This window comes from Vibrio cholerae ATCC 14035 (assembly GCF_000621645.1).
GTDB lineage: Bacteria > Pseudomonadota > Gammaproteobacteria > Enterobacterales > Vibrionaceae > Vibrio > Vibrio cholerae.
On sequence record NZ_JHXR01000001.1, the window covers coordinates 106,128 to 128,107 of the forward strand.

Here is a 21,980-nt window from a genome sequence, read left to right on the forward strand (position 1 = left end):
CCCATCATTTATCGTGTATATCGAGAGCCTCCAGCAGCTCTCGTTGTTTTTAAGGCTTTGTTTTTTCAGGCAAGATGCCTTAACTGAAATTGCCATAAAATTGACGTAGGGAATGGACTGAAAATTGCATCAACGCGATATACGTTTTCTACTTGAAGCTGCAACTGCGCTGGTTACGCTCGTTCACCCAAGCATAGAGTGAGTCTATACTCATGGGGTTTTTCCTACGGCGGCCGAACTGCAACTCCAAGTCGTTTGGTTATAGCATCGCTACGGCGCAGCCTTGATGTTCCGATTAACCCTTCAGTGACAGCCAGAAATTTATGAAATTTACACTGCCATTTGCGGACAAATTGCCTTCAATTCCACAGCGTAGCATGCCTGCGATCGGTGCTCCGGTCATGGTATTGGCCGCATTGGCGATGGTTGTCCTCCCAATGCCAGCCTTTCTGCTCGACTTGTTCTTCACTTTCAACATCGCTCTGTCGTTAGTGGTGCTTCTAGTCACCGTCTATACCCGTAGGCCATTAGATTTTGCGGCGTTTCCAACGGTACTGCTGATCGCGACCTTGCTACGCTTGGCACTGAACGTTGCGTCAACGCGAGTCGTTTTGCTGTACGGTCATGAAGGTCCAGGTGCGGCGGGTAACGTTATCGAAGCGTTTGGTAACGTGGTGATTGGTGGGAATTACGCGGTCGGTTTGGTGGTGTTCCTTATCCTGATGATCATCAACTTTATGGTGGTAACCAAAGGTGCGGGACGAATTTCCGAAGTTAGTGCCCGCTTTACCTTAGATGCCTTGCCCGGCAAGCAGATGGCGATTGATGCTGACTTAAACGCGGGCTTGATTGACCAAGAACAAGCACGTGTGCGCCGTTTTGAAGTCACCAAAGAAGCGGACTTCTACGGTTCGATGGATGGTGCGTCAAAATTTGTAAAGGGTGATGCGATCGCCGGTATTTTGATTCTTTTTATCAACATCATCGGTGGCCTGAGTATCGGAATGATCCAGTATGATTTGGGTTTCAAAGAAGCGATCGAAATCTACACCCTGTTGACCATCGGTGATGGCTTAGTTGCTCAAATTCCATCACTGCTCTTATCGATTGGCGCTGCGATTATGGTTACGCGTCAAAATACCGATGAGGACATGGGACAGCAGGTTATCTTCCAACTGTTTGATAACCCGAAAGCTCTCACCATTACCGCAGGTATCCTGTTTGTTATGGGGATTGTCCCCGGGATGCCACATTTTGCCTTCCTGTTTTTAGCGCTACTGGCCAGTGGTGCGGCGTATTGGCTGCACCGTAAACAGAAAACCAAAGCGGAGAATAAAAATCTGCCCGCCAAGAGCGATGTGGAAACCCCGACCCAACGTGAACTGTCATGGGATGATGTACAGCCGGTTGACGTGATTGGTTTGGAAGTGGGTTATCGCTTGATCCCCTTGGTGGATAAAGATCAAGGTGGCGAGCTGCTTGAACGCGTTAAAGGGGTGCGTAAAAAACTGTCGCAGGACTTTGGTTTCCTTATTCCACCGGTACATATTCGTGACAACCTAGAATTAACGCCCAATAGTTACCGCATCACCTTGATGGGCGTAGCCGTGGGTGAAGCAGAAATTCGGCCAGATCAAGAGTTGGCGATTAACCCGGGACAAGTGTACGGCATGATTGATGGTGAGCGCACTCGCGACCCGGCTTTTGGTCTGGATGCAGTGTGGATACGGGAAGATCAGCGTGAGCATGCGCAGGCTTTGGGCTATACCGTGGTCGATTCTTCCACTGTGCTCGCCACTCATCTTAGTCAACTGCTCACCAACAATGCGGCACAGCTGATTGGCCATGAAGAAGTTCAGAATCTGCTGGAAATGCTCTCGCGCTCCGCGCCCAAACTGGTGGAAAACTTTGTACCAGATCAGCTTTCGCTGGGGGTCGTGGTCAAAGTTCTACAGAATTTGCTGCATGAAGCGATCCCGATCCGCGATATTCGCACCATAGTGCAAACCCTTTCGGAATACGCGAGTAAGAGTCAAGAACCCGACATTTTAACTGCAGCGGTGCGCATCTCACTCAAACGACTTATTGTCCAAGAAATCAATGGGGTAGAGCCTGAATTGCCTGTAATTACCTTAATTCCGGAGCTGGAACAAATTTTGCATCAAACTATGCAAGCTTCGGGTGGTGAATCAGCAGGTATTGAGCCGGGACTGGCGGAAAGACTGCAAATGGCGCTAAGCCACGCCACTCAAGAGCAGGAGTTGAAAGGGGAACCCGCAGTATTGCTGACATCTGGCGTATTGCGTTCAACGCTAGCGAAGTTTGTGAAAAACACCATTCCCAACCTTCGCGTGCTCTCCTATCAGGAGATCCCCGATGAGAAACAAATTCGAATTGTGCAGGCCGTGGGTAATTAATCGTCCGCACGTTTTTTAAAGACGGAAATCTGCTTTGAAAATAAAACGATTTTTTGCCAAGGATATGAAAACTGCGCTGCTTCAGGTCAAAGAAGAGCTGGGCGTGGATGCTGTGATCATGTCGAATAAAAAAGTCGCGGGTGGGGTCGAAATTGTGGCAGCGGTTGATGGCGATACTGCGCCCGCACCAGCCAAGCGTTACAACTCGCAGCCTAGACATGGTTATAACCAAGTCTCACCCTCGGTCGCTCCGACCAAGAGCAGAGAGCTGGCGGATGACCGTGTCAGTTTGCAATCGAGCGCCGACTCTGGCCGTTCTATGACTCAACGCTTTGCTAATATGCTCAAGCAATACAGCTCGGCAGATGAGCAAGAGCATCGTGCGGAAAACGAAGATTCGCTCTCTGCGCTGCTCAAGCGCCAGTCAGAAAATCGTGCGCCACAACGTAATCAGACACAACGTAGTCAGAGTAGTTCAGAGCGTCAACGTCCTGACTCTCCGCTCGGTAAGTTGCTGCAAGAAGATGCCGATGCACGCCGTAAGCCTAGACTCGATCCGACTCGTTATGATCGAAAAGTGCCTGAAGAGCCGATGGTCGCCGTCAGTGAATTAGAATCGATGCGTGAAGAGATGACCTCGATTCGCCGTTTGCTTGAGCATCAAGTTTCCGGATTAATGTGGCAAGAAGTCGAGCGTCGTGAGCCTCTGCGTGCCATGTTGATCAAACGCTTAGAGCGCATGGGTGTCTCTTTGGAAATGGCGGACCAATTGGCTTGCTATATCCCAGAGGAAACGCCTCCTCCCAAAGCATGGAAAGCATTGTTAGGTTTAGTCTCCGACCAAATTCCAGTCGTCAAACACGACATCCTAAAGCGTGGTGGCGTGGTTGCCTTACTTGGGCCAACGGGGGTAGGGAAAACCACAACCGTGGCTAAATTGGCGGCTCGTGCAGCGATGGAATACGGCTCTGACAACGTCGCATTGGTGACCACAGACACTTACCGTATTGGCGCCCATGAGCAATTGTCGATTTATGGCAGAATTATGGGATGTCCTGTAAGAGTTGCTAAAGATTCCAACGAGTTAGCCGATGTAATCTATCAGCTGCGTAATCGTCGCCTGATTTTAGTCGATACCGCAGGGATGGGACAACGCGATGTTCGGTTGTCAGAACAGCTGGATACCTTGATGCAAGAGAGCGGAGAGACTATCCATAGTTACCTTGTTTTGCCTGCGACCGCGCAGCGCAAAGTATTACAAGAAACCATTGAGCATTTCAGAAGGATACCGCTTTCTGGATGCATTATGACCAAACTCGACGAATGTTTGAGCCTAGGCGAATTCGTCAGTGTGGTTGTACAAAATGCGTTGCCCGTCGCTTACATCGCGAATGGACAACGAGTGCCCGAAGATATCGTAATCGCGCAACCCAAATACATGGTCGCAAAGGCAAACGAATTGCTAGAGAAGTCGACTGAAGATGAACCTCATTACTGGACCAGTGATTCAGAGAGATTCTAGGCGGCGGACAGGTATGACAAACAAAATGATATATGACCAAGCAAGCGGCCTACGTCGCTTAACCCAACCGTCAGTGACCAAAGTAATTTCGGTCACTGGGGGTAAAGGTGGTGTAGGGAAATCGAATGTCACCTTAGGCATGGCTATCTGTATGGCAAAACAGGGCAAAAAAGTCATGGTACTTGACGCCGACTTGGGCCTCGCTAATGTTGACGTAATGCTCGGCATTCGCCCTAAACGTAACCTAGGCCATGTTTTAGCCGGAGAGTGCGAGCTCAAAGATGCTATTGTGGAAGGCCCACATGGTATTCGCATCATTCCCGCTACGTCCGGAACGCAATCCATGACCGAGCTCTCTCATGCTCAGCACGTGGGACTGATTCGTGCATTTGGCACGTTAGAAGATGAGATGGATATTTTGCTCATCGACACCGCGGCAGGTATCTCAGATATGGTGGTGAGCTTCTCACGCGCAGCGCAAGATGTAGTGGTTGTGGTGTGTGATGAACCGACCTCAATCACGGATGCGTATGCCCTGATCAAGCTACTGAGCAAAGAACATCAAGTTCAACGATTTAAAATTGTTGCTAATATGGTGAGAAGTTATCGTGAAGGCCGTGAATTATTTGCTAAATTAACATTAGTGACAGAACGGTTTTTAAATGTGAGCTTAGAACTTGTCGCCTGCATCCCACTCGACGACAATGTACGCCAAGCGGTGAAGCGACAAAAAATCGTGGTGGATGCGTATCCACGCTCACCAGCCGCATTGGCGATAAGCTCATTGGCAAACAAAGCGTTGACTTGGCCGATACCGAGAACACCAAGTGGACATTTGGAGTTTTTCGTTGAACGCTTACTTAATCGGTCAGAAACAGTAGGGGAACCTTTCGGTGAATAAAGCGCTTACATACGATCAATACGGAAATCTTAATAGCCAGCAGCTATTTCTTGAGAAGTACTCTGTATTGGTTAAGCGTATCGCTCATCATTTGATTGGTCGTCTTCCGCCCAGTGTTCTGATCGAAGACCTCATTCAAGCTGGCATGGTTGGTTTGCTTGAGGCACAAAAAAATTATGATGGAAGTAAAGGCGCGAGCTTTGAAACCTATGCCGGAATTCGGATTCGTGGGGCTATGCTCGACGATATCCGACGTGGTGACTGGGTTCCGCGATCTGTGCACAAACATAATCGGGAAATCAGTCAAGCGATTGCAGTGCTCGAGGGAGAACTCAATCGCGATCCAACGGATGCTGAAGTGGCGAAGTTTTTAAACATGTCACTAGAGCAGTATCACAGCGTGCTGATGGACATTAACTGTTCACGTATTGTTGGGATAGAGGATCTCGGTGTTTCTGACGACGCGATTTCACCGTTTGAAGAGGGGGAAGATAACTCGCCTTTTCACGGTGTCGCTGAAGAATCTTTCCGTAAAGCACTCGTTGAATCAATAAAATCGCTCCCGGAGCGTGAAGCTTTGGTACTTTCGCTCTATTATGATGAAGAGCTAAACTTAAAAGAAATTGGTGAGGTACTTGGAGTTAGTGAATCTCGCGTCAGCCAGATACTCAGCCAATCTATGCAGCGGCTAAGAACAAAGTTAAGTTCTTGGACTCGGAATGACTAAATATCACTGATCTCAAACTCAGTGGAGGCAATTTTGAATAAAAACATGAAGATCCTTATTGTTGATGACTTTTCAACAATGCGCCGAATCGTTAAAAACCTACTTCGAGATCTGGGGTTCAATAACACGCAGGAAGCGGACGATGGCCTAACGGCATTGCCTATGCTCAAGAAAGGTGATTTTGACTTTGTAGTCACAGACTGGAATATGCCCGGTATGCAAGGTATTGACTTGCTTAAAAATATCCGTGCCGACGAAGAACTGAAGCACCTGCCTGTACTAATGATCACAGCAGAAGCCAAACGTGAGCAAATCATCGAAGCCGCTCAAGCAGGCGTGAATGGTTACATCGTAAAACCATTTACCGCTGCTACGCTTAAAGAAAAATTAGACAAAATTTTTGAGCGTTTATAAGGCTTTTGCTGCGGCAAAAGGTGCTCTATTCACACGCGCAAAAGGCTGATTCAGGATGATTTCATTAGAACAGGCTAAAGAACTCGTGCAACTTTTGGAACAAGGACGTCAAGACGACGCTAATCGCCTTTTCACCTATGTCTACGAGTCTGCCAATAACCCTATGTTTAAAGAGATAGGGATGCTGACGCGAGACTTACACGAAGCGCTGAAAAACTTTCAGATTGATGAGCGCTTCAGTGAAATCGCGACGGATGAAATTCCAGACGCACGGGAAAGACTGCATTACGTTATACAGAAAACGGAAGTCGCAGCGAACAAAACCATGGATGCAGTGGATCGGTGTATGCCGATAGCCGACAAACTACATGAAAGCTTGCTGCTGATTCGCCCTGAATGGAATGGCTTGATGAATGGTCGGATTGAACTGATGCACTTCAAGTCACTATGCCACCGGATTGATGACTTGCTCTCGCAAGTAGAAGGCGACAGCAGTGAATTGCGTGGTGAATTGACTGAGATCCTGATGGCTCAAGACTTTCAAGACCTGACAGGACAAATCATCAAACGTGTGATTAATCTGGTCAATGAGGTTGAAAAACGTTTAGTCGAAATACTGACGGTTTTTGGCGCAGCGCAAAAAGAACAAAAAGCAGACAAGGCGACAGTGGCATCAATAGAACCAGAGGGGCCGATTCTCAATCCTCATGAACGAATTGATGCTGTCTCATCTCAAGACGAAGTTGACGATCTGTTATCGAGTCTTGGATTTTAGGGGTAACGTATGAGCTACGAATTAGACGAAGACATCCTGCAGGACTTTCTGGTAGAAGCCGGCGAAATATTGGAGTTGCTTTCCGAGCAGCTCGTTGAACTGGAAAACAATCCAGAAGACCGAGATCTGTTGAACGCCATATTCCGTGGTTTTCATACCGTAAAAGGCGGTGCTGGTTTCTTGGCGTTATCCGAGCTAGTGGAGACCTGCCACGGTGCAGAAAACGTGTTCGACATTTTACGAAATGGTCAGCGACACGTTTCTCCTAGCTTGATGGATACCATGCTTAAAGCATTGGATACTGTTAATGAACAATTTCGTGCTGTACAAGAGCGTGAACCACTGCAACCTGCCGACCCTGAATTACTCGATGAATTGCACCGTTTAAGTAAGCCAGCCTCAGAAGACGAGGATGAGGCTGCAGAAGCGCACTTCGATGAGCCAGAAGAAGAACTGGTTGAAGAGATTATCGAAGAAGTCGTTGAAGACGTTGTTGAAGAGGCAGTGCCCAACGTCGAGACGGAGGTTACAGCAAGCGCATCCAGTGGTGTGATTGATAAAGGCTCTATTGACGATATCAACGAAGATGAGTTCGAAAAGTTGCTTGATGAACTGCATGGTAAAGGCAAGGCTCCGGGAGCTCAGTCTCCGCAAGCTCCCGCTTCTGCGCCAGCGAAAGCCGCATCAGTAACCAATTCTGATCTCAACGGTGATATCACGGACGATGAGTTTGAAAAGCTACTTGATCAACTGCATGGCAAAGGCAAAGGCCCATCGATTGAGACAGCAGCGCCTGCTGCTCCTGTAACACCATCGACGCCTAAAGCGACTGAGACACCGAAACCTGCAGCTGCAAAATCAGCGCCCGGTGGCGATGACTTAATGACCGACGAAGAGTTTGAAAAACTACTGGATGAGCTACATGGTTCAGGCAAAGGCCCATCAGTAGAAGAGCTAGAGATGGCTACTCGTCCAGTGGCGTCTAGCCCTGTTTCTAGTGATGCGAAAGCTTCCGCCGAGGCGAGCGCGCCTTCTACTAAGCCAGCAGCGAAACCTGTTGCGAAGCCTGCAGCGGCAAAACCTGCTGTGGCTAAAGAGGAACCAGCAAAAGCTCCGGCTCCTGCTGCGGTGAAGGATTCTGATGAATCTCGCGAAGTGGCCGCTGCTGGTGGTGCTAAGAAAGCACAAACTGAATCTACTGTTCGGGTCGATACCTCAACACTTGATACCATCATGAACATGGTGGGTGAGTTGGTTCTGGTACGTAACCGACTCTTGAGCCTTGGCCTGAATAGTAATGACGAAGAGATGTCTAAAGCGGTGGCTAACCTAGATGTGGTTACTGCCGACTTGCAAGGCGCGGTGATGAAAACGCGTATGCAACCGATCAAAAAAGTGTTCGGGCGTTTCCCTCGCGTGGTTCGTGACTTGGCGCGTAGCTTAAATAAAGAAATTGACCTTGAGTTACGTGGTGAAGAAACCGATCTCGATAAAAACCTTGTTGAAGCGCTAGCCGATCCTTTGATCCACTTGGTGCGTAACTCGGTTGACCATGGTATCGAAATGCCGGACGAGCGTGCTAAAAATGGCAAGTCTCGTACAGGTAAAGTGATTTTGTCTGCTTCACAAGAGGGAGATCACATACAGTTAGCTATCGTAGATGACGGTGCAGGTATGGATCCCGATAAGCTGCGTGGTATCGCCGTTAAACGGGGAATAATGGATGAAGATGCCGCGAACCGACTTACCAATAAAGAATGCTTTAACCTCATTTTTATGCCTGGTTTTTCTAGTAAAGAGAAGATCACCGATATTTCAGGGCGTGGTGTGGGGATGGACGTAGTAAAAACCGCTATCAATACACTGAACGGCTCGATCGATATTGACTCTACCATGGGTAAAGGGACAAAGATCACCATCAAAGTGCCTTTGACTCTGGCTATTCTTCCTACCTTGATGGTTGGCGTCGCGGGGCATCCGTTTGCACTGCCTCTGGCTAGTGTGAATGAGATTTTCCATCTGGATTTACGTCGTACCAATGTGGTTGATGGTCAGTTGACTATCATAGTGCGCGAAAAATCAATTCCCTTGTTCTACTTACAAAACTGGTTAGCACCGAAGAAAGGCAAAGTACAGCTTCGCCAAGGTCATGGCCATGTGGTGATTGTACAAATCGGCAGTCAGCGCGTAGGTCTGGTTGTGGATACCTTAATTGGTCAAGAAGAAGTGGTGATTAAGCCACTGGATAAATTGCTACAGGGCACCCCAGGTATGTCTGGTGCGACTATCACTAGCGATGGTCATATTGCTCTGATTTTGGATGTGCCGGATCTGCTCAAGCAGTATGCAGCTGCTTCTCGCGTCTGATTAGCTGCACAACGATAAGGATAAACATGGCGATTAAAGTATTAGTTGTTGATGATTCGAGTTTTTTCCGTCGTCGCGTGAGTGAAATCATCAACTCCGAATCGCGCTTAGAAGTCATTGATGTTGCTGTAAATGGGAAAGAGGCCGTAGAAAAGGCCGCTCGACTCAAGCCAGATGTGATCACTATGGATATAGAAATGCCCGTCATGGACGGTATTTCCGCTGTCCGAGAAATCATGGCAAACAATCCCGTGCCCATTTTGATGTTCTCTTCATTGACCCATGATGGCGCAAAAGCCACATTGGATGCACTGGATGCTGGCGCGTTAGACTTTTTACCTAAGAAGTTTGAAGATATCGCGCGCAACCGGGATGAAGCCGTCACACTGTTACAGCAGCGTGTGCTTTCTATTGCATCGAAAAAGATGTTTCTACGTCGCCCTGCAGCTCCACGCCCTGCGCCTACAACATCAATAGCAGCGAGTTCGTCACTCAGCCAAGAACGAGCGGCAGCTACCTCACCTTTGGGAAACCGACCCTCGACGGCGGTTTCAGCAGCCACTCGTTTTAAAGCTTCGGGTAAAAAATACCAGTTGACCGCAATAGGAACCTCAACAGGTGGACCTGTAGCCTTGCAAAAAATATTAACTAAGCTCCCCGTAAATTATCCACACCCCATAGTGTTGATTCAGCATATGCCAGCAACATTTACGGCTGCTTTTGCTAGCCGTCTCAATTCGCTATGCAAAATTGAAGTTAAAGAAGCGGAAGATGGAGATATGCTGCGTCCGGGTGTTGCTTATTTAGCACCGGGTGGTAAGCAGATGATGCTGGATGGTCGACCCGGTGCGGCTCGCCTACGTATTATCGATGGTGGCGACCGCATGAACTATAAACCGTGTGTGGATGTTACTTTTGGCTCCGCAGCGAAAATCTTTGGTGACAAAGTACTGTCCATGATTTTGACCGGAATGGGTGCGGATGGACGTGAAGGTGCACGGATGCTGAAACAAGCAGGAGCCACCATTTGGGCACAAGATGAAGAAAGTTGTGTCGTGTATGGCATGCCACAAGCTGTCGCTAAAGCAGGAATTTCAACGGAAGATCTACCGCTGGAGAGAATCGCAGAGCGTATGTTGGTAGAAGTCGGGCTCGCCTAAGGAACCTCAATGATCGTTTGGAGTGTAGCAAACCAAAAAGGTGGGGTAGGAAAAACCACCACAACGATTACATTGGCAGGCTTATTAAGCCAGCAGGGTAAGCGTGTCCTGCTGGTTGATACCGATCCACATGCCTCACTGACTACTTATTTGGGGTACGATTCTGATGGTGTACCAGCCAGTTTATTCGACTTGTTCCAGTTACGTGAATATAACGAAGCTTCTGTTAAACCTCTGATTTTAAATACTGATATTCAAGGTATTGATCTGATCCCTGCCCATATGTCTCTTGCGACACTGGATCGTGTCATGGGAAATCGCAGTGGGATGGGGCTGATTTTAAAGCGTGCACTGCTCGCGCTGCGTCATGTTTATGACTATGTACTGATTGATTGCCCACCTATTTTGGGGGTAATGATGGTTAATGCGTTGGCGGCCAGCGATCGTATTCTTATTCCTGTGCAAACCGAATTTCTGGCGATGAAAGGTCTAGAGCGTATGGTTCGCACTTTGGCAATTATGCAGAAATCGCGCAGCCGTGAGTTTAAAGTGACTATAGTGCCAACCATGTACGATAAGAGAACGCGCGCTTCGTTGCAGACATTGAATCAACTGAAAAAGGACTATCCAGACAAAGTTTGGACCTCTGCAGTACCGATTGATACCAAATTTCGTGATGCCAGTTTACAGCGACTCCCCGCTTCGCATTTTGCAGAGGGGAGCCGTGGCGTTTTCGCTTATAAGCAGCTTCTGCTTTTCTTAGAGAGGCTCGCTATCGATGAGTAGTGCATTGATATCCAGCGAACAAGCGCTGAACGATTATTTTACGGCGCTACTGGATGAAGAAACGGCCGAATTTGAGTCCACTCTCAAGCCTGAACCGGTGTGGGAGATGGCTCCTGCCATCCAGTCTGTGCCAAATAAAAGTTATTTTGATGCAGAAATTGAAGAGCTTGAGCTGCCTAATCTTGAAGATGTGCAGCGTTTGCTCAGTCAGTTGGAATCGAGTAATCCAGTAGCCGATCTGGATCTGGAACAGATTCTCGAAGAAAACACGGCAAAAATCGCTAAAATCGACCCCGTTGTTCAGCCCTGCAGCGTTGTTGAAGAGATCCAAGAGTGGGAAATCGAAACCAGCTATGTTGAGCCGGACATCGAGACGCCAGAGAGTGTTATTGAAGACGATCTCGAACCAGAGTCTGTGGATACTGAGGCAGAGCGTGAAATTGCGATAGAAACCAGCATCGAGGAACCTGTCGCTGAGGTACCGGTTGTTGAGGCGCAAGCCGTTCCAGAAACACAAGCTGGGCGCAATAAACTGGGCACTTGGACCAACACGATCCGTGAAAAAGATTTCCAAGTCCTCTATTTTGATGTCAATGGTGTCACTTTCGCAGTGCCACTCGATGAGTTAGGTGGGATTCATCGTATGACCACACTTAACCATTTAATTGGTCGTCCGGCTTGGTATTTAGGCTTACAAACCAATCGAGATTCACAACTTGATGTGGTTGATACAGCAAAATGGGTAATGGCTGAGAAGCTGCGTGATGAGAGTTATAAGCAAGCTTATCAGTATATTGTGATGTTGGGAGAAAGTGCGTGGGGACTTGCCAGCACTCAACTCATGGGCACAGAGTTACTCAGTACAGAAAAAGTGCGATGGCGTGAGCAAGTCGGTAAACGGCCTTGGCTCGCGGGCATGGTGAAAGAAAAAATGTGCGCTTTGATCCATGTTCAAGCATTGATAGCTATGCTTAATGCAGGGCTTGATGTAAAAGCACTGGAAAATTAAAACATTGGGTGTCGGAAACGACTCAGAGAGGGAAAGGTATGTCTCAGGCGAATGAAGTGAAAGTCAGAAAAGAAAAGTCGAACGATGAAGTACTTCAATGGGTGACGTTCCAATTGGAAGAAGAAACGTACGGCATCAACGTAATGCAGGTACGTGAAGTACTGCGCTACACCGAAATTGCTCCTGTACCGGGAGCGCCTGACTATGTATTAGGTATTATCAACCTGCGTGGTAACGTCGTGACTGTTATCGACACTCGTTCACGTTTTGGTTTGATGCAAGGCGAAATTACTGACAATACCCGCATCATTGTGATTGAGTCAGAACGCCAAGTCATCGGAATTCTGGTAGATAGCGTGGCCGAAGTGGTTTACCTACGTTCATCAGAAATTGACTCAACCCCAAGTGTGGGCACCGATGAAAGCTCGAAATTTATCCAAGGTGTGAGCAATCGTGATGGCAAACTACTGATTCTGGTGGATCTGAACAAGTTCCTGACCGATGAAGAATGGGACGAAATGGCTCATATGTAATGGTTGATTTGATTTGGTTAACCCCTCCTGTAATCGCAGGAGGGTCGGTTTTTGTTGTTTTGTGCATCATGCTGGCATTGTGGCGTCTTAAACGTGGTCAGCATCGTCAAAGTGAAACCTTGCGCCAACAAATTCGCAATCTGGATCGTGAGCTGCAGAAATCCAACAAACAACTGCTTGAAGTGCGTTCGGTGATGGTCGGGCTCGGACAAAAAGTCAGTGAGCAACAAGATATCATTCGCCATCTCAATGAGCGTTTACTTGAGCTGGAAAATACTGACGCGGATGCGCGTTTGTACACTCGTGCCAGTAAGATGGTGCAACTTGGTGCCGATCTCAATGAACTGATCCAAGAGTGCGAGCTGCCCAAAGCCGAAGCGGAATTGATGATGTCTTTGCAAAATAAACTGGCGGGTAAGGAATCGATTCCTCCGCTGGAAAGTCATCCCGAAGTTCGAGCCAACAAAGCCAAATCATAGTATGGCTTATTTCCTTGAAGCCTACTGGTAGCCAACATGACTACAGCTTCAATTAGGAAAAAGATATTCATTTGGATATGGCTCATGACTGAATGAGTTTTTGAAGGAAGCGTAGGCTTCCTTTTTTTATTCTTCATCGACAGGAACGGATGAATCGTTGAGATGAGGGTTTAGCGCGTTTGATATTGTGATATCACGCATGTTTCTCGTTATGGATGGATTATAGTTGTAACTACAAAGGGTTAGATGCGAACAAAACGCGTGAATTTTTAATAGATTCTTACTTAGTTTCGTGATTAGTAATAGAGTTCGCGTCTTTAGTCTCCCCCTCGCTGTGTTAATATAGCCGTCCCAACGCTCTTAGTAGATAAGCATGTTAGAAGTTAAAAATCTCACCGCCATACGTGATGAACGGATTTTATTCGAATCACTCTCTTTTGAGATCCATGCTGGCGAACTCGTTCAAATCGAAGGTCGTAATGGCACAGGCAAAACGACCTTGTTACGTATTATTGCGGGTCTTGGAGAGTGTGAGTGTGGGGAAATCCTCTGGCAACGGAGCAAAATTCAAAGTGACCGCGAAAGTTATCATCAAGACTTGCTGTTTTTAGGTCATCAAACCGGCATCAAGCGAGAACTCACCGCACTGGAAAATTTACGTTTTTATCTGGCGGTTCATCAACAAACGGTGGATGACCCCGCGATTTTTGAAGCGCTAGCCAAAGTTGGTTTAGCTGGGCGTGAAGATGTGCCGGTTGCACAGTTGTCGGCAGGGCAACAGCGTCGAGTTGCCTTGGCAAGATTATGGTTAAGTAAAAAGCCACTGTGGATTTTGGATGAACCGCTCACCGCCATCGATAAGCAAGGAGTGAGTGTGCTTGAGGCGCTCTTTTTAAGCCATGCGCAGCAAGGGGGGATAGTGATACTGACGACTCACCAAGACATGTTTGCCGATAACCCTAAACTGCGCAAAATTCGCTTGGGTGATCCGAAATGATGCCTGCTTTTATTCAGTTTATTCATCGTGAACTTTTAATTGCTTTTCGCCGTCAGGCGGATGTGTTTAACCCTCTGTGGTTTTTTATCATCGTGATTACCCTGTTTCCGCTCAGTGTGGGACCAGAACCTGCCTTGTTGGCACGAATTGCGCCGGGGATTGTTTGGGTGGCCGCTTTATTAGCGGCATTGCTCTCATTGGAGCGTTTATTTCGTGATGATTTTCAAGATGGTGCATTAGAGCAAGCGATGCTGACACCATTACCGCTCTCAGTGGTGGTACTGGCTAAGGTGACGGCTCATTGGCTACTGACAGGCTTACCGCTGATTTTAATTAGCCCACTACTGGCGATCTTGCTTTCATTTGATAGCTCAGCCTGGCTTGCGGTAGTGCTGACTCTGTTGCTGGGGACTCCAACACTGAGTTTTATTGGGGCAATTGGGGTGGCACTCACCGTGGGTTTGCAAAAGGGTGGGGTGCTATTGAGCTTATTGGTTTTGCCGCTCTTCATCCCTGTTTTGATATTTGCGACCTCGGCGATTGATGCGGCGGCATTGGGAATGCCGTATAACGGCCAGCTTGCGATTTTAGCGGCTATGCTCATGGGTTCGATGACTCTAACGCCATTTGCGATCAGCGCGGCGTTACGAGTAAGTGTGCATTGATTGTTTTCGATCAAGCACGAAAATACTGCGTTAGATAAATTATAACAACTTAGTTAAAACTCAATAATTTGAAAGCAAAGTGAGATAAACATGTGGAAATGGCTTCATCCCTATGCCAAACCTGATGCCGCTTACCAGCTGTGTGGTAAGTTGTTGCCTTGGTTTGCCAGTTTAGGATTCCTGTTTCTTGCGGTAGGAACGGTGCTCGGTTTGGCCTATGCACCTGCGGATTACCAACAAGGGGACAGTTTTCGAATCATCTATATCCATGTTCCCGCAGCGATATGGTCGATGGGGGTTTACATGTCGATGGCCATCGCCGCATTTATCGGGATAGTCTGGCAACTGCGTATTTCGGATATGGCCGCGTTAGCCATGGCACCCATCGGCGCGGTGTACACCTTTATTGCCCTTATCACTGGTGCTATTTGGGGCAAACCGATGTGGGGAGCCTGGTGGGTGTGGGATGCGCGTCTCACCTCTGAGCTTGTTCTGCTGTTTCTCTATTTAGGGGTTATTGCGCTTTATCATGCGTTTGATGACCAAAAAACTGCGGCAAAAGCGGCGGGTATATTAGCCATCGTCGGAGTGATTAACCTGCCTATCATTCACTTCTCCGTTGAGTGGTGGAACACCTTGCACCAAGGTGCCACGATCACTAAGTTTGCCAAACCATCGATCGCACCAGAAATGTTATGGCCACTGCTCGCTTGTATCTTGGGTTTTGCGTTCTTTTTTGCTGCATTGACCATGATCCGCTTACGCAATGAAATTTTGAGCCGAGAAAGCCACCGTCCTTGGGTGAGTGAGCTTGCCAACCAAACCGTGCGAGGAAATCGGTAATGCATTTTGACTCTTTCAGTGATTTTTTAGCGATGGGCGGTTATGCCGCTTACGTTTGGAGTGCTTTCGGTTTGACTTATCTTTCCATGGCGATGTTGTGGATCGTCAGCGTTCGACGCAAAACCAAGTTACTCAACCAAGTGCGCGATAAATTGGCGCGTCAGGCGCGTATTGATGCTGCGAAACATATGGAGAACACACTATGAACCCAAGACGTAAAAAGCGGCTCGGTGTTGTTTTGGCCATTCTATTTGGCCTTAGCGCGACCATTGGGCTCATCATCTATGCCTTGAATCAGAATATGGATCTCTTCTATACCCCGACTGAGCTCGTGTATGGCAAAGAGGGGAAAAAGCCGGAAATCGGCCAGCGTTTACGTATTGGCGGTATGGTGGTGGAAGGTTCGGTAAAACGTGATCCGAACTCATTGAAAGTCAGCTTTGATCTACACGATGTGGGACCAAGTATTACCGTGACCTATGACGGTATTTTGCCCGATCTGTTCCGAGAAGGTCAGGGTATCGTAGCACAAGGGGTGTTAGTGGAGCCGACCAAAATTGAAGCGTTTGAAGTGCTGGCAAAGCATGATGAAAACTATATGCCACCAGAAATTGCAGAGGCGATGAAAAAGACCCACGCTCCACTGCAATACTCGCAAGAACAGAAACAAGGAAGCGACCAATGATTGCTGAAATTGGCCACTTTGCACTGATTGTATCGCTCAGCTTAGCGATATTACTCAGTGTGCTGCCATTAGTTGGGGCGTCACGCAACAACACACTATTGATGAACACGGCTCGCCCTTTGGCATGGGGTATGTTCTTTTTGCTGTCGATCTCGTTTGCGGTTTTGCTGTGGGCATTCTATATCAATGATTTTACAGTGCAATATGTGGCAAGTAACTCCAATAGTGAGCTGCCTTGGTACTATCGCCTCACTGCTGTATGGGGCGCGCATGAAGGTTCATTACTGCTTTGGGTGCTTATCCAAGCGGCTTGGACTGTGGCTGTCGCGAGTTTTAGCCGCGGTATGCCACAAGAATCGGTAGCGCGTGTGCTTGCGGTGATGGGGATGATTACTGTTGGGTTCTTACTCTTCATCATTCTAACGTCTAACCCGTTTTTACGCACCTTGCCTTATTTTCCGATTGACGGCCGTGATTTAAATCCGCTGCTGCAAGACCCCGGGTTAATCATTCACCCGCCTATGTTGTACATGGGATATGTGGGATTCTCCGTGGCCTTCTCGTTTGCGATTGCTTCTTTGATGACAGGCCGTCTCGACACGGCATGGGCACGTTGGTCACGACCTTGGACAACGGCCGCTTGGCTCTTTTTGACGCTGGGTATCGTACTGGGTTCATGGTGGGCTTACTACGAACTTGGCTGGGGCGGTTGGTGGTTCTGGGATCCAGTGGAAAACGCCTCTTTCATGCCTTGGCTTGCCGGAACAGCGCTGATGCACTCATTAGCGGTGACTGAAAAACGCGGCACGTTCAAAGCGTGGACGGTACTGCTGGCGATTTCTGCATTCTCGTTGAGCCTATTGGGCACCTTCTTAGTGCGCTCAGGCATCTTGGTTTCGGTGCATGCTTTCGCCTCCGATCCGGCGCGCGGTATGTTCATTCTCGGCTTCTTGATTGCGGTGATTGGTGGTTCACTACTGCTATTTGCGATCAAAGGCGCTTCAGTACGAGTGCGTGGTAATTTTGAGCTGGTATCTCGTGAAAACAGCTTGTTGGTAAACAACGTGCTGCTGATGACCGCACTCGCGGTGGTACTGATTGGTACCTTGTTGCCTTTAGTGCACAAACAACTGGGTCTTGGTTCCGTCTCTATCGGTGCGCCTTTCTTTAACATGCTGTTTGCCTGGTTGATGATTCCTTTTGCATTTTTTATGGGAATTGGTCCACTGATCCGCTGGAAGCGCGATCAAATCTCCACACTCTTTAAACCTATGCTCATCACAGCGATGGCATCGTTAGTATTGGCAGCGTTGATGATGTGGCTGAATGCTCCGACGTTTAGCCCAATGGCTTATCTTGGTTGGGTCATGGCGTGGTGGATCTTACTGTTACACGCTTATGAACTGCACACGCGAGCGACTCATCGTCACCGCTTCATAGTTGGGGTGAAGAAACTGCAACGTAGCCACTGGGCGATGATGCTTGGTCATGTTGGTTTAGCGGTGAGCATCATTGGTATTGCTATGGTGCAAAACTACAGCATTGAACGTGATGTGCGTTTGGCTCCGGGAGATAACTTCCAACTCAATGAGTACAACTTTTACTTCCAAGGTGTGCGTGATAAAGATGGACCGAACTACGATGGCTACATTGCTGATTTTGAAATCACTAGCCAAGGCCAATATGTCAATACATTGCATGCCGAGAAACGTTTCTATCGCACCGCAAAGTCAATGATGACCGAAGCGGCGATCGACCGTGGCATTACGCGTGACCTTTACATTGCGATGGGTGAGCGTTTGGATGATAACCGCTCTTGGGCTGTGCGTATTTATTACAAACCTTATGTGCGCTGGATTTGGGCAGGCGGCTTGCTGATGGCCATCGGTGGTGCCTTAGCCATCAGTGACAAGCGTTACCGCTTTAGAAAAAACGCACATCAGGAGGCTTAAGTGAATAAGAAGATTTTATTTATCCCGCTAGTGGCATTTTTGCTGTTGGCTGGTGTGTTTGCTACCCAGTTAATGAAAAACTCCGCAGGGGATGACCCAACCAAGTTGGAATCGGTTTTGGTGGGAAAAACCGTTCCTGAGTTTCGTCTCGAAGATCTGGCAGAGCCCGGTAAGTTATACGATCAGTCGATTTTCAAAGGCGAGCCTTTACTGCTTAATGTATGGGCAACCTGGTGTCCAACTTGTTATGCCGAGCATCAATATCTCAATGAGTTGGCCAAACAAGGGGTAAAAATCATCGGCCTTAATTATAAAGATCAGCGAGATAAAGCAACTCAATGGCTAAATGATTTAGGCAATCCTTACCTGATCAGCTTGTTTGATGGCAATGGTATGTTGGGACTGGATCTTGGGGTGTACGGTGCTCCAGAAACCTTCTTAATCGATGCCAATGGCGTGATTCGCTATCGTCATGTTGGGGATGTTAATTCGCGCAACTGGCAAGAAACACTCGCGCCACTGTATGAAAAAATGCTGGCGGAGGCGAAACAATGAAAAAGTGGTTGTTTGCGGTCTGTGCCGCCATGCTGATTTCTCTCTCGGCGTTTGCAACGATTGAAGTGTATGACTTTGATACTCCAGAGCAGGAGAAACAATTTCAAGAATTGGGGGCGACCTTGCGCTGCCCGAAATGTCAAAACAACACGATTGCCGACTCAAACGCTGAGTTGGCACAAGATCTGCGCCAAAAAGTGTATGAGATGACCAAAGAGGGTAAATCGAAATCGGAAATCGTCGACTACATGATTGCGCGTTATGGCAACTTTGTGACCTACAATCCGCCATTTACCTTAGGTACCGCTGTTCTTTGGCTTGGGCCTATTTCAGTGTTAGTGATTGGTTTCACTGTGATTGTGTTACGCAGTCGTCGTAAAGCGCGTGATGCTGCGAATAATGCCGAGTGGAATGAAGAGCAAGAAGCCCGTTTGAAAGCATTGCTAAAAGAAGAGCAAGAGGGAGAGAAGTAATCATGTGGATGTTTTGGATCTCGACCCTATTACTGGTGGCGATTGCGGTGGTTTTCGTCATCATTCCGTTTATTCAAAAGCGTGCGAATAACGATCAGGCTTTGCGCGATGAGCTGAATAAAGCGTTTTACAAAGACCGCTTGAAAGAGCTTGAAGAGGAAACCGAAGAAGGCATTGTTGCCGATCAACAAGATTTGATTGCCGACTTAAAACAGACTCTGCTTGACGACATTCCAACCCAGCAAAAACATCAGCAGGAAAATCGTGTTTCACTGTGGATGGTTGCCCTGCCTTCAGTATTGTTGGTAGTCGGATTGAGTTATGCGCTGTACGCCAAGTTTGGTCACTATCAGCATGTTCAGGCTTGGCAGCAAGTGTCAGCACAACTGCCTGAATTGTCAAAAAAACTCATGTCGCCACAAGCGGAACTCAGTGACGAAGAGATGAATGATTTGACGTTGGCACTGCGCACTCGACTGCATTATCAGCCTGATGATGTTACCGGTTGGTTGTTGCTGGGTCGGATTGGCCTTGCTAATCGCGATCTGGAAACCGCGATTGGCGCGATGAAGAAAGCTTTTGCTCTGGATAATGAAGATCCGGATGTGAAATTTGGTTACGCACAAGCTTTGATGCTTTCGAATGATCCTGTCGACCAGCAAGAAGCGAAGTCGATTCTGCTCAAGTTAGCCCAACGTGGTTATGCTGATTTACGCGTCTATTCATTATTGGCGTTTGATGCTTTTGAAAGTGGAGATTTTCCTGCTGCAATCAAGTACTGGAGTTTGATGCAACAAGCGATTGGTCCTGACGATGCTCGTTATGAGATGCTCAGCCGCAGTATTGAAAGCGCTCGTAAGAGAATGGGCGAGGGCATGGCAGAGGGTCAATCGGTGAAAGTCACCATTAATCTAGGCGAGCAGGTTAAGGTTGATCCTAACGCAGTGTTGATCGTATCTATCCATGCTCCCGGTTCGCCAATGCCTGTTGCTGCAGCCCGTTATCCGCTAGGTGAGTTTCCAAGAACCGTGGTGTTGGATGACAATAACAGCATGATGGAAGGATCAAAATTGTCCAGTCTTGAGTCGTATGTGGTACGTGTGCGTATCGACAGCGATGGTAATGTGGCGACGAAAAGCGGTGACTGGTATGCCGAAAGTCCCACAATGAAAACAGGTGAGCCTGTTGACGTTGTGCTTGATAAGCAGTATGAATAAAATCACAAGCTGAAAAATAATATAACAATAAGGCCGATGGGATCATCGGCCTTTGCACATGGAATTACGTATGGTTGGCCGCTTATCTTGGATTACGCTATTCACACTTTTTTTAGTTGGGTGCAGCAGTGCACCTGATGACTCCTCCCCTCATTCGCAGGTGAACGATCCTCTGGAAAGTTTCAACCGGCAAATGTGGACAATTAACTATGACTACCTAGACCCTTATGTGGTGCGTCCGGTCTCTCTATTTTATGTCGGTTATGTACCTAAGCCTGTACGCAGTGGCATTGCCAACTTCCTCTCTAACTTAGACGAGCCTGCCAGCATGGTGAATAACCTGCTGATGGGCAATGGGACAAAAGCGGTCGATCACTTTAATCGTTTTTGGATTAATACCAGCTTTGGTTTACTCGGTTTGATTGATATCGCTTCTGAAGCAGGCATCAAAAAATACGATGATAAGGCGTTCAGTGATGCGGTAGGCCATTACGGTGTGGGCAATGGCCCCTATTTAATGGTCCCAGGTTATGGTCCCTATACGGTACGCGAAGTGACCGATGTGGTGGATGGCATGTATTTCCCGCTTGCCTATCTCAATATCTGGGCTGGGGTCGGCAAATGGGCACTTGAAGGCATGGAAACGCGCGCTGCGTTAGTTTCGCAAGAGGCCTTATTACAAGACTCACCTGATCCTTACAGTTTGGCTCGCGATGCTTATCTCCAACGGCAAGCTTTCAAAGCGGAGATCCAAGTGGATGACTATGACCCTGAGGAAGAAGAGTATCTCGATGAGTATTTAAATGAAGGGTTATGATGGTCTCTGAAATCAGGCTGACATAACCCTGCCGCTAAAGTATTCATTGGAAACAATATACTCTGTATTACGGATCAGCTCTTCCCGCATTTCTGACCAGTGTACGATTTCATCGTTGGCGCTAGCGATTTGAGGGACAACTCCCCCCACTCGAATATTAAATGGGGTAAGCTCTTGAGCCCAGCTCTGAGTAAACCCCGATACCATCGAATTGGCACTCACAATACCGGATCTATCTTGTACTGTGTTGTAACACACCACATTGACGATGACCCCTTTGGTTTGCCGTTGGCGCATCCTAACAGAGCAAGCATGACTGAAGTTAAACAGTGAAGACGCAATAGCCGCGAGCTGCTGAATAAACTGCTCGCTAGGTTTTTCATCGACCAGTGACGGCAATCGCGCAGACGGTAAGTTGTTGATCAGCACATCGGGCGCACGCTCAAATTTTTGCTCGACCATATCAAGCAGCGTCTCAATACTTTCTGGGGAAAAATCCTTGATATGAAAGTAGGCAACTTGATCTGAGAGTGCATGACAGCGCCAATAGGTATCGACTAATCCTTGTTGATCGCGATCGCAGAGGATCACTTTGGCTCCTAACCTCACAAAATGTGTTGCCAGTGTGCTACCCAAGGCTGAGCTTGCAGAAGTAATTAATATTATTGCACTTTTTATGTCCATGA

Annotated in this window: 23 protein-coding genes; 22 read left to right on the forward strand and 1 reads right to left on the reverse strand. The window is 47.8% G+C overall.

Annotated features, from left to right (window positions below; all coding sequences use genetic code 11):
- Positions 1 to 323 precede the first annotated feature (323 nt).
- The 22 genes from flhA to T411_RS0100700 all read left to right on the forward strand — a co-directional run bounded on the left by flhA (position 324) and on the right by T411_RS0100700 (position 21,294).
- A complete protein-coding gene (flhA, locus tag T411_RS0100595) occupies positions 324 to 2,417 on the forward strand; it encodes a flagellar biosynthesis protein FlhA (protein WP_000673273.1) in 2,094 nt (697 codons plus the stop codon).
- A gap of 34 nt (positions 2,418 to 2,451) precedes the next feature.
- Positions 2,452 to 3,939 (forward strand): flagellar biosynthesis GTPase FlhF, encoded by a 1,488-nt coding sequence (gene flhF, locus T411_RS0100600; protein WP_001881782.1) that lies wholly within the window; start codon positions 2,452 to 2,454, stop codon positions 3,937 to 3,939.
- A 13-nt stretch (positions 3,940 to 3,952) separates the two neighbouring features.
- The gene (locus T411_RS0100605; RefSeq protein ID WP_000182546.1) at positions 3,953 to 4,840 is read left to right on the forward strand and encodes a MinD/ParA family protein; all 888 of its coding nucleotides are present in this window, start codon (positions 3,953 to 3,955) and stop codon (positions 4,838 to 4,840) included.
- Positions 4,833 to 5,567, forward strand: coding sequence for an RNA polymerase sigma factor FliA (locus T411_RS0100610; protein ID WP_001030417.1), 735 nt, complete (start codon positions 4,833 to 4,835; stop codon positions 5,565 to 5,567). Before T411_RS0100605 ends, T411_RS0100610 begins: the two co-directional genes overlap by 8 nt.
- A gap of 45 nt (positions 5,568 to 5,612) precedes the next feature.
- Positions 5,613 to 5,981 carry a chemotaxis response regulator CheY gene (cheY, locus tag T411_RS0100615; protein ID WP_000697869.1) on the forward strand — a complete coding sequence of 123 codons (369 nt, stop codon included), beginning with the start codon at positions 5,613 to 5,615 and terminating at the stop codon, positions 5,979 to 5,981.
- Between the two features lie 55 nt (positions 5,982 to 6,036).
- Entirely contained in the window at positions 6,037 to 6,756 is a 720-nt protein-coding gene (locus tag T411_RS0100620; protein ID WP_000624259.1) for a protein phosphatase CheZ, read from the forward strand.
- 9 nt (positions 6,757 to 6,765) lie between these two features.
- Positions 6,766 to 9,123, forward strand: a complete 2,358-nt coding sequence (locus T411_RS0100625; RefSeq protein ID WP_000119661.1) for a chemotaxis protein CheA — start codon at positions 6,766 to 6,768, stop codon at positions 9,121 to 9,123.
- A gap of 26 nt (positions 9,124 to 9,149) precedes the next feature.
- The gene (locus T411_RS0100630) at positions 9,150 to 10,283 is read left to right on the forward strand and encodes a protein-glutamate methylesterase/protein-glutamine glutaminase (protein WP_000985860.1); all 1,134 of its coding nucleotides are present in this window, start codon (positions 9,150 to 9,152) and stop codon (positions 10,281 to 10,283) included.
- A gap of 9 nt (positions 10,284 to 10,292) precedes the next feature.
- Entirely contained in the window at positions 10,293 to 11,069 is a 777-nt protein-coding gene (locus T411_RS0100635; RefSeq protein WP_000637668.1) for a ParA family protein, read from the forward strand.
- Entirely contained in the window at positions 11,062 to 12,078 is a 1,017-nt protein-coding gene (locus tag T411_RS0100640; RefSeq protein WP_000092964.1) for a chemotaxis protein CheW, read from the forward strand. The genes T411_RS0100635 and T411_RS0100640 overlap by 8 nt, the downstream gene beginning before the upstream one ends.
- A gap of 38 nt (positions 12,079 to 12,116) precedes the next feature.
- Complete coding sequence (locus T411_RS0100645; protein ID WP_000075896.1) at positions 12,117 to 12,611, forward strand: chemotaxis protein CheW; 495 nt, start codon at positions 12,117 to 12,119, stop codon at positions 12,609 to 12,611.
- Positions 12,587 to 13,090 carry a flagellar transcriptional regulator FlrD gene (gene flrD / locus T411_RS0100650; RefSeq protein ID WP_001881776.1) on the forward strand — a complete coding sequence of 168 codons (504 nt, stop codon included), beginning with the start codon at positions 12,587 to 12,589 and terminating at the stop codon, positions 13,088 to 13,090. The genes T411_RS0100645 and flrD overlap by 25 nt, the downstream gene beginning before the upstream one ends.
- Positions 13,091 to 13,463: 373 nt before the next feature.
- A complete protein-coding gene (gene ccmA / locus T411_RS0100655) occupies positions 13,464 to 14,087 on the forward strand; it encodes a cytochrome c biogenesis heme-transporting ATPase CcmA (protein ID WP_000895172.1) in 624 nt (207 codons plus the stop codon).
- The gene (ccmB, locus tag T411_RS0100660) at positions 14,084 to 14,752 is read left to right on the forward strand and encodes a heme exporter protein CcmB (RefSeq protein WP_000982362.1); all 669 of its coding nucleotides are present in this window, start codon (positions 14,084 to 14,086) and stop codon (positions 14,750 to 14,752) included. Before ccmA ends, ccmB begins: the two co-directional genes overlap by 4 nt.
- Positions 14,753 to 14,842: 90 nt before the next feature.
- A complete protein-coding gene (locus T411_RS0100665) occupies positions 14,843 to 15,595 on the forward strand; it encodes a heme ABC transporter permease (RefSeq protein WP_000266113.1) in 753 nt (250 codons plus the stop codon).
- Complete coding sequence (ccmD, locus tag T411_RS0100670) at positions 15,595 to 15,801, forward strand: heme exporter protein CcmD (RefSeq protein WP_000545344.1); 207 nt, start codon at positions 15,595 to 15,597, stop codon at positions 15,799 to 15,801. The genes T411_RS0100665 and ccmD overlap by 1 nt, the downstream gene beginning before the upstream one ends.
- Positions 15,798 to 16,280, forward strand: a complete 483-nt coding sequence (gene ccmE, locus T411_RS0100675; RefSeq protein ID WP_001069622.1) for a cytochrome c maturation protein CcmE — start codon at positions 15,798 to 15,800, stop codon at positions 16,278 to 16,280. Before ccmD ends, ccmE begins: the two co-directional genes overlap by 4 nt.
- Positions 16,277 to 18,232, forward strand: a complete 1,956-nt coding sequence (locus T411_RS0100680) for a heme lyase CcmF/NrfE family subunit (RefSeq protein WP_000559818.1) — start codon at positions 16,277 to 16,279, stop codon at positions 18,230 to 18,232. The genes ccmE and T411_RS0100680 overlap by 4 nt, the downstream gene beginning before the upstream one ends.
- Entirely contained in the window at positions 18,233 to 18,787 is a 555-nt protein-coding gene (locus T411_RS0100685; RefSeq protein WP_001035064.1) for a DsbE family thiol:disulfide interchange protein, read from the forward strand.
- Positions 18,788 to 18,816: 29 nt separating this feature from the next.
- Positions 18,817 to 19,260, forward strand: a complete 444-nt coding sequence (locus T411_RS0100690; protein WP_001918752.1) for a cytochrome c-type biogenesis protein — start codon at positions 18,817 to 18,819, stop codon at positions 19,258 to 19,260.
- 2 nt (positions 19,261 to 19,262) lie between these two features.
- Positions 19,263 to 20,477 carry a c-type cytochrome biogenesis protein CcmI gene (gene ccmI, locus T411_RS0100695; RefSeq protein WP_000266864.1) on the forward strand — a complete coding sequence of 405 codons (1,215 nt, stop codon included), beginning with the start codon at positions 19,263 to 19,265 and terminating at the stop codon, positions 20,475 to 20,477.
- 70 nt (positions 20,478 to 20,547) lie between these two features.
- Positions 20,548 to 21,294 carry an MlaA family lipoprotein gene (locus T411_RS0100700; protein WP_000233072.1) on the forward strand — a complete coding sequence of 249 codons (747 nt, stop codon included), beginning with the start codon at positions 20,548 to 20,550 and terminating at the stop codon, positions 21,292 to 21,294.
- A gap of 12 nt (positions 21,295 to 21,306) precedes the next feature.
- On the opposite strand, the gene T411_RS0100705 is transcribed toward T411_RS0100700, so the two are convergent.
- Positions 21,307 to 21,930 carry an SDR family oxidoreductase gene (locus T411_RS0100705; protein ID WP_223225464.1) on the reverse strand — a complete coding sequence of 208 codons (624 nt, stop codon included), beginning with the start codon at positions 21,928 to 21,930 and terminating at the stop codon, positions 21,307 to 21,309.
- Positions 21,931 to 21,980 lie beyond the last annotated feature (50 nt).

Excerpts from the sequence above, each read along its gene's own strand:
- T411_RS0100645 (WP_000075896.1), top strand. The coding sequence starts at position 12,117 with ATGTCTCAGGCGAATGAAGTGAAAGTCAGAAAAGAAAAGTCGAACGAT.
- flrD (WP_001881776.1), top strand. The coding sequence starts at position 12,587 with ATGGGACGAAATGGCTCATATGTAATGGTTGATTTGATTTGGTTAACC.
- T411_RS0100605 (WP_000182546.1), top strand. The coding sequence starts at position 3,953 with ATGACAAACAAAATGATATATGACCAAGCAAGCGGCCTACGTCGCTTA.
- flhA (WP_000673273.1), top strand. The coding sequence starts at position 324 with ATGAAATTTACACTGCCATTTGCGGACAAATTGCCTTCAATTCCACAG.
- T411_RS0100625 (WP_000119661.1), top strand. The coding sequence starts at position 6,766 with ATGAGCTACGAATTAGACGAAGACATCCTGCAGGACTTTCTGGTAGAA.
- ccmE (WP_001069622.1), top strand. The coding sequence starts at position 15,798 with ATGAACCCAAGACGTAAAAAGCGGCTCGGTGTTGTTTTGGCCATTCTA.
- ccmA (WP_000895172.1), top strand. The coding sequence starts at position 13,464 with ATGTTAGAAGTTAAAAATCTCACCGCCATACGTGATGAACGGATTTTA.
- T411_RS0100680 (WP_000559818.1), top strand. The coding sequence starts at position 16,277 with ATGATTGCTGAAATTGGCCACTTTGCACTGATTGTATCGCTCAGCTTA.
- T411_RS0100630 (WP_000985860.1), top strand. The coding sequence starts at position 9,150 with ATGGCGATTAAAGTATTAGTTGTTGATGATTCGAGTTTTTTCCGTCGT.
- T411_RS0100690 (WP_001918752.1), top strand. The coding sequence starts at position 18,817 with ATGCTGATTTCTCTCTCGGCGTTTGCAACGATTGAAGTGTATGACTTT.
- T411_RS0100635 (WP_000637668.1), top strand. The coding sequence starts at position 10,293 with ATGATCGTTTGGAGTGTAGCAAACCAAAAAGGTGGGGTAGGAAAAACC.
- ccmB (WP_000982362.1), top strand. The coding sequence starts at position 14,084 with ATGATGCCTGCTTTTATTCAGTTTATTCATCGTGAACTTTTAATTGCT.
- T411_RS0100700 (WP_000233072.1), top strand. The coding sequence starts at position 20,548 with ATGGTTGGCCGCTTATCTTGGATTACGCTATTCACACTTTTTTTAGTT.
- T411_RS0100665 (WP_000266113.1), top strand. The coding sequence starts at position 14,843 with ATGTGGAAATGGCTTCATCCCTATGCCAAACCTGATGCCGCTTACCAG.
- T411_RS0100640 (WP_000092964.1), top strand. The coding sequence starts at position 11,062 with ATGAGTAGTGCATTGATATCCAGCGAACAAGCGCTGAACGATTATTTT.
- T411_RS0100620 (WP_000624259.1), top strand. The coding sequence starts at position 6,037 with ATGATTTCATTAGAACAGGCTAAAGAACTCGTGCAACTTTTGGAACAA.
- ccmD (WP_000545344.1), top strand. The coding sequence starts at position 15,595 with ATGCATTTTGACTCTTTCAGTGATTTTTTAGCGATGGGCGGTTATGCC.
- cheY (WP_000697869.1), top strand. The coding sequence starts at position 5,613 with ATGAAGATCCTTATTGTTGATGACTTTTCAACAATGCGCCGAATCGTT.
- ccmI (WP_000266864.1), top strand. The coding sequence starts at position 19,263 with ATGTGGATGTTTTGGATCTCGACCCTATTACTGGTGGCGATTGCGGTG.